Raw genomic sequence first — 13455 nt, 5'->3', positions numbered from 1 at the left:
GGCTCACGAGGCGCTCTGGGCGGCCTCAAGGGAAAGCGTTGTTTTGAGGGCGATAAGGGCAATCTCAATCTGATCATCGGATGGTTCACGGGTCGTTAACTTCTGAACCCACAGACCCGGCATAATGGCGGCCTTGAAAAGGATTTGATCCATGTGCTTGCTGGCGTAACGATTTATCTCGTAAGCGATACCCGCAATGGGCAGCATAAGAACGATCTTGATGGCGACGTAGATCAGGTTCAAGGCCCAGCCTCCTTCCCGGCCGGTTGAGCTGATCAAGGGAAAGATGACGGAAAAAAACAGGATGCTGATTATCAGGACAATCAGGATAAAGGCGGTGCCGCAGCGCGGGTGCAGGGTCGTGTGCCTGCGGGCGTTTTCGACCGTCAGTTCCTGTCCCGCTTCATAAGCATAGATAGACTTGTGCTCCGCTCCATGATACTCGAAAAGGCGGCCGATTTCCTTCACTCTGGAGATAAGCCAGATATAGCCGATGAAAAAGGCGAGTTTAAAGAATCCGTCTAGGGTGTGAAAGGCCGCTGAGGCGACACCAAAACGTACCGGGCCGACGCGGCCGAGCAGCAGACTCAGGTAGTGAGGCAGGACCACGAATAAAAATAGGCCCAGACCAATGGCGGCGGCAATGGTCAGGCCCATGACCCAAAGATTCATCTCACCTTCATCCTCATCATCCAGCGCCTGGTTCGCAGAAAAGGTCAAGGCGTCCAACCCGTTGACCAGGGCCTCGAAAAGAACGACGCTCCCACGGATAAATGGCAAAGACAGCCAGGGAAATCTGGTGGATATTGATCTCCATGGATTTTTCTTGATAGCCACCTCCCCGTTGGCCTTGCGCACGGCCACGGCCAAGGCTGAAGGGGAACGCATCATCACCCCTTCCAGAACGGCCTGTCCGCCGACGTTAAGTCCCTCATTCATTAAGGAAATCCCGGGTAAAATCATGAGGTAAAAAAAGGCTCAGGTGCTGTTTGAGGTTTGGGAGTCTTTCGCTGAAGCAGTCTTTTTCTTACCTGTGTCATACTTGCCAGCCAGGCCGGCGTATTTCCTCTGGAATCGCTCGACCCGTCCGGCAGTATCTATCAGTTTCTGCTTGCCCGTAAAAAAGGGATGGCAGGCGGCGCAAATTTCGACCCGAATCTTTTTGGCCGTGGATCCGGTCTCGAATTCATTGCCACATGCACAACTGGCTTTTATGATATTAAATTCCGGGTGAATGTCCTTTTTCATGTTTATCTTTCATCCTCCATAATCATTAGTAAGTAGTTAATTATACATATTTCATAAGTAGTTTCAATCCCTTTCCTTGAAAGCCCTGATGAAGACCCGCGGTTTTTCATGTAAAGGCTAATGAGGCTGGCCGGCCAGGTTCTGGCTTTTTCTAGCCGAAACGGTTCACCTGCCTGAAGATTTACAGAGGGAGCTGCCTGTGTTTAAGTAAGACAGGCTGGCTTAGGCTTTAGGGGATACGAGGGGGCTAGGTGTTCATGGAATTAAAAAAATCTTTATTATCCTTAGTGCCACGCATCTTATCCAGCAGAAATTCCATGCTGTCTATGGGAGTCAGCGGGGCGAGAACCTTGCGCAGAATCCAGACCCGATTAAGCTCCTCCTCATTAAGAAGGAGTTCTTCTTTCCGCGTTCCGGAGCGGTTGATATCAATGGCCGGAAAGATTCTCCGGTCCGCAAGCTTGCGGTCCAGGTGCAGTTCCATATTGCCTGTGCCTTTAAACTCCTCGAAAATGACCTCATCCATGCGGCTGCCCGTTTCGACCAGGGCGGTGGCGACGATGGTCAGGGACCCGCCTTCCTCTATGTTGCGCGCTGCACCGAAAAAGCGCTTCGGCCGATGCAAGGCGTTGGAATCAACACCGCCGGAAAGTATCTTCCCTGAAGGCGGGACAACGGCATTATACGCCCGAGCCAGGCGGGTGATGCTGTCCAGGAGAATAACAACATCCTTTTTGTGTTCGATCAGGCGCTTCGCCTTTTCCAGAACCATTTCGGCGACCTGGACATGGCGCTGTGCCGGTTCATCAAAGGTGGAGCTAATGACCTCCCCTTGGACAGACCGCTGCATGTCAGTCACCTCTTCAGGTCGCTCGTCAATAAGCAGCACAATCAGGATCATATTTTTGTGATTCGCCGTGACGCTGTTGGCCAGGTCCTTCAGAAGCATGGTCTTGCCTGTTCGGGGCGCGGCCACGATCAAACCGCGCTGACCCATTCCAACGGGCGTTAAAATGTCCATGATCCGCATGCAGTAATTTTCCGATTTTGTTTCAAGATGGATTCTTAAATCAGGATAGAGAGGCGTCAGGTTGTCAAAAAGGATTTTATCTCTGGCTAGTTCCGGATCCTCGTAATTAACGCCATCCACCTTCAGCAAGGCATAGTAGCGCTCGTTCTCCTTAGGGGGCCTTATCTGGCCGGTCACGGTATCACCGGTACGGAGATTGAAGCGCTTGATCTGACTGGGAGAGATATAAATATCATCCGGGCCGGGAAGATAATTGGACTCCGGGGCTCGAAGAAACCCAAACCCGTCCGGCAGGGTTTCCAGGACGCCGCCTCCATAAATCAAACCGTTTTTTTCCGTTTCTGCCTGGAGAATGGTGAAGATCAATTCTTGCTTTCTGAGACCGGTCGCCCCTTCAATGTTGTGTTCCTTGGCCATGGAGGTCAGCTCAGATATCTTTTTGGTTTTCAATTCAGCCAAATTCATTTTGGTTGTCATTCCTTTCCCTGGGATGAATGGTGTCTATTATCATCCCTTTTTTAATGTAACTTCCTTATTTGTTTTTGATCCCGAAACGGTCCTGACGATCTGGAGCCGGGAAAAAAATTCGATATGCCTTATTTATTGCGATCAAAAAAATAATATTCCGATAAACCTTTTCAGGGGGAAACTAAAGAAGAGATTACTTTACGGAGCCTGTCCAGAGCGTGAGCCAAGGGCTCGCAATAACATACGATTGATATTATTATAAAATGTCATTGCGAGAAGCGTGAGCGATGAAGCAATCCTGGACTTTTCAATCAGAACATCTTTTTAACATTCTCTCTATTAGATAATTCCACCCACGGTCCATCACCAGGCATTGAATAAAGGTTAGAAGATTTAGCCTCATTCGCGCTGAGAGCCATCCGGGTAGGGATAATTCAATTTTTATCTTGGTGTCAACTTACTCTATTCTCAACGAATAAAGCCAGATCCAGCTATTTCCACTGTAGGATTTTTTAGGACTTAAGAATAATAACCAAGCAGTCTAACGGGAAGTCCATGCTATTCATTGAATTGGGGTGGAATTTGCTCCCTGCGCATGAAGATTACGCGACTATAAGATAACTCTATTAAACTATAGTGTATCCCCCCAGGATTGTCAAGTTATTTCGGGCTGGTTGTCAATAGCAGATAAAATTGCCGGTGTTCATAGCACATTAATTGACCGCCCTTGCGATAAGGTGGTCAGGGCTTAAATGATACGCTCGCTGGCCTGATGCTGGAATCTATACATCCCGCTCAATTTCTCGTTTTTCCTTGATCACTGCCTGGGCCGCAGCCAGGCGGGCAATAGGCACGCGGTATGGGGAACACGATACATAATCCATGCCGATTTCATGGCAGAATTCCACAGAGCTGGGTTCGCCGCCGTGTTCGCCGCAGATGCCCACCTTCAGCTTGGGTTTTGTCTGGCGTCCTTTCTCCAGGCCCATGCGGACCAGAAAGCCCACACCTTCCTGATCGAGAATTATAAAGGGGTCCCTTTCCAGGATGCCCTGTTTGACATAGTCCGGAAGGAATTTACCGGCATCGTCCCGGGAGAGGCCAAAGGTGGTTTGGGTCAGGTCATTGGTCCCAAATGAAAAGAATTCAGCTACCTGAGCAATCTGATCGGCGGTTACGGCCGCCCGAGGCAGTTCGATCATGGTGCCAACCAGGTATTCGATCTTGCAGTTCATCTCTTCCATAACCTCAACGGCCGCCTTGTCCACGATCTCTTTCTGGAGTTTCAGTTCGTTGACATGGCCCACCAGCGGAATCATGATTTCAGGATAAACCTTTTTCCCTTCCTTGATGACCTGGCAGGCAGCCTTGAAAATGGCCCTGGCCTGCATCTCCGTGATCTCAGGATAAATGATCCCCAGACGGCAGCCGCGATGCCCGAGCATGGGATTGGCTTCATAGAGGCTGTCAACCTTCTCCTTGATAACCTCAACCTTGACCTTCATCTGTTCGGCCAGGTCCTTCATTTCCTCCTCTGTATGAGGCAGAAACTCATGCAGAGGGGGATCAAGGGTGCGAATGGTCACTGGCAGACCATCCATGACCCGAAAGATGCCTTCAAAATCCTGGCGCTGCATCGGCTCAATCTTAGCCAGGGCCTCCTGGCGGCCTTCCTGGTCTGAGGCCAGGATCATCTGCCGCACGGCGTCAATACGTTCGCCTTCGAAGAACATATGCTCAGTTCGACAAAGTCCGATGCCTTTTGCGCCAAAATCCAGGGCGGTCTTGGCGTCGTGAGGCGTGTCAGCATTGGTTCGAACCCCCAGACGGCGGATTTCATCCACCCATTTCATGATCGTTTCAAAATCACCGGCCACCTGAGGAGCAACAGTGGGGAGTTTCCCCTCGACAACCTCGCCCAAGGTACCATCAAGCGATATCCAGTCCATCTTCCTGATCGTCTGGTCGCCCACATGAAAAACTTCTTTAGCGTAATCCACATTGATCTCGGAGACGCCGGCAACGCAACACTTACCCATACCGCGAGCCACCACGGCGGCGTGAGAAGTCATGCCGCCGCGGGCTGTCAGAATGCCTTCGGCCGCATGCATTCCCCGGATGTCGTCCGGTGAGGTTTCGATACGAACTAAAATGACCTCATGACCATTATCGTGTAATTCTTCTGCGTCTTCCGCCGAAAAAACAACCTGCCCCACGGCCGCGCCGGGGGAAGCTGGCAAACCCTTGGCCAGCACCTTTTTTTCAGCCTGAGGATCGAACATGGGGTGGAGGAGCTGATCGAGCTGATCCGGGTCAATCCTGGCAACGGCTTCCTCTCTGGAAATCAGGTTCTCTTTGACCATATCGTGAGCAATTTTAATGGCTGCGCGGGCTGTCCGTTTGCCAGTCCTGGTCTGAAGCATCCACAGCTTGCCTTGCTGAATGGTGAACTCGACATCCTCCATCTCCCGGTAATGCTTTTCCAGTTTACTGCGGATATCATCCAACTCTTTATAGATTTCAGGCATGATTTCATCGAGAGAGACCGCATCCGCAACTACCGGTTTTGAACGGTTAATGGGTTGAGGGGTTCGGATGCCCGCAACGACGTCCTCGCCCTGAGCGTTCGTCAGGTACTCACCATAAAAGTAGTTTTCACCCGTGGCTGGATCGCGAGTAAAGGCCACGCCTGTGGCGGAATCATGGCCCATGTTTCCAAAAACCATGGCCTGGATACTGACAGCCGTTCCCCAGTCGCCAGGGATGTGGTGCAGCTCGCGGTAAGAAACGGCCCGCGGCACCATCCAGGAGCTGAATACCGCGCCGATACCGCCCCAGAGCTGATCTTCCGGCTCCTCAGGGAAGTCCACCTTGAGTCTTTGTTTGATCATGGCCTTGAATTCCTTAACCAGCCACTTCAGGTCTTCCACATCCAGTTCAAGGTCCTGTGTAATCCCCTTCTGGTTTTTCCGTTTCTGCATGACGACCTCAAAAGGGTCCTCCTCCATGGCTTCAGCTTTGACACCCATGACCACGTCCCCATACATGGAAACGAAGCGACGATAGGCGTCGTAAACGAAACGGGGATTCCCGGTCTTGTTAATCAGACCTTCAACCGTGCGGTCATTAAGGCCGATGTTCAGGACGGTATCCATCATGCCGGGCATGGAAACCCTGGACCCGGAGCGGACTGAAAGCAGGAGAGGATCATCCGGATTACCGAAGCGGGTTTCCATCTGTTCCTCGATAAACTTAATAGCTTTGTTGACCTGTTTCGGCAGTTCAGGCGGGTACTTCCCCTTGTTCTCGTAATAAGCCGTGCAAACTTCGGTCGTAATGGTGAATCCAGCCGGAACAGGAATACCGATCCTGGCCATTTCGGCCAGGTTAGCGCCCTTGCCCCCCAGTAAATTTTTCATCTCAGCCGACCCATCGGCCCGGCCTCCCCCAAAGGTGTAAACAAACTTCTTAGCCACTGTCCGCAACCTCTTATTAATTTATTTTTCTTGGAAATCAGTTTTCAAATCTGAATACTTAAATGTTGACATATCGCTGTTTTTTTTTCAAGCAAAGAAACGTCAGCTAAAAAGCTTATAAAAAAAGAGGGGGACTTTCTATTAAAACGTCCCCCCAAATGAAAAATATAAGTCTGATTCAAAGACGCGCTAATAGATATTTTTAACAGGAATAAGCCTGTAAATAATTTTTACAGACCCCAATCGCCGCATCCTGCGATGGCACAGGTGCCGCCATTAAGATGAGCCTCGTATTCCTCCCGAAACTCTTTAAGAGTCAGGGTAATGGAGGAAGCCACCTTGGGAGCAAATTCGCAGTAAGCCCCTTGATCCATTAACCAGATCAAAGCCTCAAGCTGCGTCAGGTCGCCGGCCGTGGCACTGCCTTCCACTAGGGCCTTCATAATTTCAGTCACATGAAAGCATCCGGCACGGCAAGGGGTGCACTTACCGCATGATTCGAGGGCGTTAAACTCATATAAATACTTAGCCAGGCCAACCATGCAGGTTTTCGGGTCCAGAGTGACCAATACCCCTTCCTTGTAATGGAAGATTACTCGCGGATCGGTGCACTTCAAGGGATCGAGGGCAATGCGGTGAAATAAAAACTTGTTCTTGAACAAGGTCTCGTAAAGCAGTTCCGAGACCTCTATTTTCCTGATACCCCGGTAAAAAAGACCCAGGCCCATCATTCCAATGTATGGGCCGCGACTGCAGCTGCCAGAACAGATAGTCTTGGTGTCCAAAAGCGACACATCCTCATAACCGACCCTGGCGATCTCCCTCTTGAAGGTCGTCTTGAGCTCTGCAATATCCCGCGCACATTCAGGGTGATGACAGAAGGTCAAGGCCGTTACTGGAGAGTTATTCAACTTCTCGCCCCGCGCCCTGGCGTCTCTCATTTCATCATCACGCCAGGTGCGTTTAATAGTAAAAGGATCTTGTCGTTTCATCAAAGTGAGCATGATTTTCTCTCTTAGAGCACGGCTAACACAGCCTCGGCCGCTGTTCTGGCCCGATCAAGAAGCGTGGCGGGATAGAGCCCCAGCCAGAGGATAATGATGATGACCACATAATTGAGGAGGCGCAAGGGGACTGAGATCTTTATTTTTTCACTGCCTTCAGCCGGAGGATTGAGATAAGCGGCTTTAACAACGTTGATATAGTAGTAAAGGGAGATGGTTACGTTGACCATGGCAAAGACGACGAGCCAAAAGTAGCCTTTTTCTATGGCCGCGATAAAAACAAGAAACTTGCTAGTGAACCCGCCGGTCGGAGGCAGACCGGCAAGCCCAAACACACCCAGAAGCAAGGTCATGGCCAGCAGCGGCGCTCGGCTGTATAACCCGTTGAAGTCCTCGATCGCAACGTTTTTACCTTTTTCAGAGGTGGTTATCAAAACCATGAAACAGGCGAAATTCAAAATCAGGTAGGCTAAGGCATAATAAATCACACTGCTGTAACCCAGTTTAGACATGGTCAGGATACCTATAAGAATGTACCCGGCGTGAGCGATAGAGGAGTAAGCCAGCAGACGTTTGAAGTCTTTCTGTTTGATGGCGACCAGATTGCCGAAGGTCATGCCAATCATTGATAACACGATCAGCAGGTTGATCAGGTAGGCGCTGCTTCCATTTGTCAGGGCTGTCAGTCGAATCAGGATGGCCATACCAGCCAGCTTGGAAGCGGTGGCGATAAAGGTGATAACCTGGTTAGTTCCCCCTTCATAGACGTCCGGGGCCCAATTGTGAAAGGGAAAGACAGCCAGTTTGAAAAAGAGGCCGCAGAGGGTCAAGACCATTCCAATTACAGCGCCGGGCGCATGGATCTGCGCTGGCAGGCTGCTCAGAATTCCGGTCAGATAGGTGGTATGGCAGACACCGTACAGGTAGCTCATACCAAAAAGCATGGTGGCGGAAGCCATGGCGCCGATGAAAAAGAATTTGATTCCAGCCTCGGTGCTATGGCTAGACCCCTTGCGGAGCGGAATCAGGATATACAGGGAGTAGGAAGACAGTTCCAGAGCGACGAAGAGAGTGATAAGTTCCACGGCTGAGACCAGCAGCATCATCCCCAGGGTAGAAGTAGTCAGGAAGAGGTAGAATTCAGGATGCCGCCGCTCCTCGATGTCATCCAGCCGCGAGGAGATGCAGATGACCAGAAACAGGCCGAAGCTCAAGAAACATTTAAAAAGCTGAGAGAAAAGGTCAAGCCGGTAAGCCTGGAAAAAGAGGTGTCCCTCTGCCTTGATCGAACCCAGGGTGAGGACCAATCCCACCGCGCCGAGAACCAGGGCTACATAGTAATCCCGCCGCGGCTTCGGCCGGCCGGACCCAAGGGTCAACCCGAACAGGACCAGGGCCATCAACAGAAAGAACAGTTCCGGAAGAAATAAAATAATTTGGTCTTGCATCACAAACTCAGTATTTCAGGCTAAATCAGCACCTCAACCAGTTAAAAACCCATGACTTTGGGGAATGACACGGTCGCGGTCTGGATCAGATTCAACATCAACCACGGGAACAAACCAAAAAACACGATGACTCCAGCCAGGATAACCCTGGGAGTGGCCAGCCAGGCGGTCACGTCGGACAATCCGGCATATTTCTCGTTGGCTGGTCCGTAATAAGTCTTCATGACCACACGCAGCATAAACAGAGCGGAAATAAGCAAACCGCTGATAGCCAGTATCCCCCTGACCGGATAGACCTTAACCGCCGAGATAAAAACGAGTAGTTCGGCCCAGAAACTGGCCAGACATGGGACGCCGACGCCGGCCAGGGCGGCCAGGATAAAAAAGCCCGAAATGACAGGCATGTTTCGGGACATGCCTCCCAACTCGAAAGTCGTTTTCGTATGGGTCTTGTCATAGATGTAACCGACGGAGGAGAAGAGGAGGGCGGTCATGATGCCGTGGGCAAACATCTGAAAGACGGCGCCATTCATACCGCTCACCGTGACCGTAGATAAACCCAACCCCACAATTCCCATGTGAGAAACCGAGGAGTAGCCGATGACGTACTTGAGGTCTGTCTGGGCCAGGCCGACAAAGGCCCCATACAAGATACCTATGACAGCCAGAACCGCCATCAGATCGGCCCACTGCACCCACCCTTCCGGGCAGAGAAAGGCTCCGACCCGCAAGACGCCATAGGCCCCCAGTTTCATGAGCACGCCGGCGTGAATCATTGACACGGAAGTCGGAGCGGCCACATGGCCGACGGGCGACCAGGTGTGGAACGGCCAGACGCCAGCCAGGATCCCAAAACCGAAAAAAAAGAGCAGAAAACCGATACTCTGGATATATGGGGTGAACTCAGCGCCGCTGAGGGCTATGATATCAAAGGTCCAGAGGCCGGACTTGACGTAAAGCAGGATGATACCCGGCAGGATGAGCGCGCTCCCGGCCAGAAGGTAAAGCGTCAGCTTCATGGCCCCGTATTCCTTCCGCGTGCTGCCCCAGATAGCAATCAGGGGGTACATCGGAAAGAGGGCGATGTCGTAATAGACGAAAAGGAAGAAGAGGTCCATGGACATGAAGACGCCGAAGACGCCAAGAACCAGGAGAAAGGAAAAAGCGAAGAACTCCTTGACCCGGTTCTCCAACTCCCACATGGTCAGGCAGCCGGTGAAAAGCACAATACCGGTCAGGAGGATCATGGGCAGGTTGATCCCGTCCACGGCATTGAAGTAATGAATGCCCAGGGCCTTGACCCATAAATGCTTTTCAACGAACTGAAACCCCCCTGCCTCCTGATCGTAAGCCAGAAAAATGAGGATGCAGATCAACAGGTCCACGCCGGAAAATACGGCGGCCAACTTCTTGATCAACCCGGGCCGGTTCTCCGGGACGAGCATGACGGTCAGCAGACCAAGGGCGGTCACCACCTGAATGCCGCTCAGCAGAGGCCATTGCCGGATTATTTCGTAAAAGTCAGTCATAGCTTAAACCAGGAGGAAGTAGAGTCCCATCAAGGCTAAAATAAAAAAGGTGAGGTAAAGGTTATACTGCAAGAGTCCGGATTGGACGCGAGAGATGACTCTTCCCATGGAAATGGTAAATCTGGTTAAACCATCAATCCCGCCGTCAATGACCACGCGGTCATTTCGTGTAAACAGATTGGTAAAGACGCCGTAGGCGACATAATCCAAAAGCCAACGATAGAAATGGTCCATGTACCAGCGGTTGGAGAACAGCGCCTCCACCGGCTTGATGTAACTCAGAAAGCCGACCTGCTTGGCTTTTTTGGCTCCAAACTCGAACCAGGCCAGAACCACACCGGCCAAGGCGCAGAGGAGGGCCAAGGCAAGAACGACATAACTACCAGCATGCTCTGCGTGATGTCCGGTCAAAAAGACCTCGATCCTGGTATGAAAAAAGCCCAGGACAACCGTAATGGCGGCTAATATCAGTAGAACGATGAGCATGGACCATTCCACGGCCCAGGCCCAGCGACCTTCATCATGCCCTTCCCCATGGCCGCTTTCGTGTCCATGGCCATGCTCGACTGACTCGCCCTTGGGGAACCACATGGTAAAGATGACCCGGAAACTATAGTAAGCGGTCATGGCCGCGCCTAACAGTCCGGCCACGAGCCAGATCTTGTTGTGCTTGTCAGCCAGGGCGCCCATGATGGCCTCCTTGGAGAAAAAGCCGGAAAAGGGCGGGATACCGCTCAGGGCGCACACACCGATGGTCACGGTGATCATGGGGATGAGCATTTTGCGCGCTCCGAGCTTGGACATCTCAAAGAAGTCATTGGTATCGAAATGATGAATGAAAACGCCGGCGCACAGGAAGAGAAGCGCTTTGAAAAAGGCATGAGTCGTCAGGTGAAAAACACCGGCAAAATATGCGCCGGCGCCCAGTCCCATGAACATGAACCCAAGCTGGCTGACCGTGGAAAACGCCCAGACCTGTTTTATATCCCTGGCCGTCATGGCCATGGTCGAGCTGAGGAGCATGGTGATGGTCCCGATGACCAGCACCACCAGCATGGCGGCGGCGCTGGCCTCGTAAAAAGGAAAGACCCGGGCCGTCAGATAGACACCGGCGGCAACCATGGTCGCAGAGTGGAGCAGGGCTGAAACCGGAGTCGGACCTTCCATGGCATCGGGAAGCCAGGTCAAAAGCGGGAACTGCGCAGACTTCCCGACTGCGCCGCAAAAAATCAGGATGGCCGAGACGGTCAAAAAAGTTTGGCTCAGACCAGCCTTGCTCAACTCCGCCGCATCGCTGAATACGGCCACAGAAAGGTGGCCGGTGGTCAGCATCAGCATCACCAGACCGATGAAGAAGCCGATGTCACCGGCCCTGGTCATGACAAAGGCCTTCTTGCCTGCTTCGGAGGCCGACCATTTTTCAAAGTAGAACCCGATCAGCAGATAGGAAGACAGGCCCACAAGTTCCCAGAAGACATAAAGCTGAAGCAGACCGGGGGCAATGACGAGGTTGATCATGGACCAGGCGAAAAGACAGAGAAAAGCGTAATACCGGGACTTCCCGGGATCACCAGCCATGTAGCCCATGGAATAAATCTGGATAACCAGGCTGATGGTCGCCACGATCATTAGCATCAGAAGAGAATGGGGATCGAAATAAAAGCCGAAAGGAATTTTTATGCTTTCAGAGACAACCCAGTTGGCTTGATGAATCACAACTTCCGTAGCCGGCCAATGATGAATAAATAAATAGAGGGAGGCGAACCAGACCAGGAATGAACCAATAATGCCTATCGTGACCGAAGCAGAAATGGAACGAAGGGTGAAGATCATGATCAGGCCGAAGCATACCACCGGCGTTACGGAGACCAGGATGGCCATGAAGAGTTCAAAACTTAATCCATCCAGCATAATTTATCCCTTGAGTTCCCGGGCCTTTTCGACATCAATGCTCTGGTAACGCCTGAATACAGCCAGAATGATGGATAGCCCAACGGCGGCCTCGGCCGCGGCGGTGCCGATGATAAACAGGGTCACGATCTGTCCCACCGCCGGCTCTGGCGTCAAAAACCGGTTGAAAGCCATGAAATTAATGCTGGCGGCGTTGAGCATCAACTCCACGGAGATGAGCATGGCGATCAGAGAGCGGTGCTGCAGGACGCCCAGCAGGCCCAGACAGAACATGACCAGTGCCACAAAAAGGTAAACTTCAAGCTGGTTCACTTGGCCGACCTCTGTTTCCGGCCTTCGCCGGCGATGACGATCGCCCCTATAATGGCCACCACCAGAACCAGAGAGATCAGTTCAAAGACGAGGGCGTAGCGAGTCAAAAGCAAACTGCCAATGGTGCTCACAGACCAATCGTTTGACCTTTCAGCCGCCGCTTTCAATGGCGTCCTGGTAATTACGGATAGAAAAACCCCCAGGATCAGCAGGCTGAGCAGCACGGATAAGAGCACCTGGGGCAGACGGCGCTGGGGCGGCTTCTTGTACATCGGATCGGACAGCATGATGGCAAAAACGATGGCAATACAAACCGCTCCAATGTAAATAAGAATCTGCATCAAGGCCAGGAATTCTGAATTCAAATAGACGAACAGGCCAGCCACTCCAAAAAGAGCCACAATCAATCCTAGAATGTTGTGGACGATCTGCCTCAGGAATACAGCGAAGATCGCCCCGGCTAAAGTAACGCCGACGATGAAATAAAAGGCGGCTTGAGCGACCCATTCGGGTTTTATAATCTCAGGTAAGGGTTTAATCAGCTCCAGTAGAGATTCCATGGCTTAACTTCTCTCCTGCTCCTGCTGTTCCTTAAAACGAGCCACTAGATCAATGACGTTGTCCCACCTGGAGTAAAAAGCAAGATCATAGGCCATGGAGTGACGAAGAGCGTCCACCGGACAGACATCCACGCAAATACCGCACAGACTGCACCGTGAAAAATCAATCAAATACATCACCCCCGCCTTATTTGCGCCGGCTTTTGGTTTGACCCCCTGGATTTTTATCACTTTTGAAGGACAGGCCCGTTCGCAGGTGCCGCAGGCCAAGCAAAAATGACCATCCTCCCCGGGCAGCCTGACCAGCTCGATATGACCCCGGTAACCCACATCCATTTCGAGCTTCTGGCGCGGATACTGGACCGTGATTATCGGCTTGAAGATCTCGGGGATGGTCACAGAGTAGCCCAGGACAAGAGACCATCCGCCTACGATGATATTACGAAAATATTTTATGACACTATTCATT

11 protein-coding genes are annotated in these 13455 nt (G+C 51.7%); all 11 read right to left on the bottom strand.

Annotated features, from left to right (window positions below; translation table 11 throughout):
• Nucleotides 1-3: 3 nt before the first annotated feature.
• The 11 genes from JRI95_00420 to JRI95_00370 all read right to left on the bottom strand — a co-directional run bounded on the left by JRI95_00420 (nt 4) and on the right by JRI95_00370 (nt 13442).
• Nucleotides 4-963 carry a DUF1385 domain-containing protein gene (locus JRI95_00420; GenBank protein ID MBW2060005.1) on the bottom strand — a complete coding sequence of 320 codons (960 nt, stop codon included), beginning with the start codon at nt 961-963 and terminating at the stop codon, nt 4-6.
• Between the two features lie 15 nt (nt 964-978).
• Nucleotides 979-1248: a 50S ribosomal protein L31 gene (gene rpmE / locus JRI95_00415; GenBank protein ID MBW2060004.1), complete on the bottom strand. Its 270-nt coding sequence runs from the start codon at nt 1246-1248 to the stop codon at nt 979-981.
• 247 nt (nt 1249-1495) lie between these two features.
• Nucleotides 1496-2743 (bottom strand): transcription termination factor Rho, encoded by a 1248-nt coding sequence (gene rho / locus JRI95_00410; GenBank protein MBW2060003.1) that lies wholly within the window; start codon nt 2741-2743, stop codon nt 1496-1498.
• Nucleotides 2744-3528: 785 nt separating this feature from the next.
• Nucleotides 3529-6222, bottom strand: a complete 2694-nt coding sequence (locus tag JRI95_00405) for a pyruvate, phosphate dikinase (GenBank protein MBW2060002.1) — start codon at nt 6220-6222, stop codon at nt 3529-3531.
• 230 nt (nt 6223-6452) lie between these two features.
• Entirely contained in the window at nt 6453-7226 is a 774-nt protein-coding gene (locus JRI95_00400; GenBank protein ID MBW2060001.1) for a hypothetical protein, read from the bottom strand.
• A gap of 11 nt (nt 7227-7237) precedes the next feature.
• On the bottom strand, nt 7238-8674 hold the full coding sequence (locus tag JRI95_00395) for an NADH-quinone oxidoreductase subunit N (GenBank protein ID MBW2060000.1): 1437 nt from the start codon (nt 8672-8674) through the stop codon (nt 7238-7240).
• A 41-nt stretch (nt 8675-8715) separates the two neighbouring features.
• Complete coding sequence (locus JRI95_00390) at nt 8716-10203, bottom strand: NADH-quinone oxidoreductase subunit M (GenBank protein ID MBW2059999.1); 1488 nt, start codon at nt 10201-10203, stop codon at nt 8716-8718.
• A 3-nt stretch (nt 10204-10206) separates the two neighbouring features.
• Entirely contained in the window at nt 10207-12114 is a 1908-nt protein-coding gene (locus JRI95_00385; protein MBW2059998.1) for an NADH-quinone oxidoreductase subunit L, read from the bottom strand.
• A gap of 3 nt (nt 12115-12117) precedes the next feature.
• A complete protein-coding gene (nuoK, locus tag JRI95_00380) occupies nt 12118-12426 on the bottom strand; it encodes an NADH-quinone oxidoreductase subunit NuoK (protein MBW2059997.1) in 309 nt (102 codons plus the stop codon).
• Nucleotides 12423-12986, bottom strand: coding sequence for an NADH-quinone oxidoreductase subunit J (locus JRI95_00375; protein ID MBW2059996.1), 564 nt, complete (start codon nt 12984-12986; stop codon nt 12423-12425). The genes nuoK and JRI95_00375 overlap by 4 nt, the downstream gene beginning before the upstream one ends.
• Before the next feature lie 3 nt (nt 12987-12989).
• On the bottom strand, nt 12990-13442 hold the full coding sequence (locus JRI95_00370; GenBank protein MBW2059995.1) for an NADH-quinone oxidoreductase subunit I: 453 nt from the start codon (nt 13440-13442) through the stop codon (nt 12990-12992).
• Nucleotides 13443-13455: the final 13 nt, after the last annotated feature.

The organism is Deltaproteobacteria bacterium (assembly GCA_019308995.1).
Taxonomy (GTDB): domain Bacteria; phylum Desulfobacterota; class Desulfarculia; order Adiutricales; family JAFDHD01; genus JAFDHD01.
The sequence above is the reverse complement of the archived record's forward strand: the minus strand, read 5'-3'. Positions and strand labels throughout refer to the sequence as shown.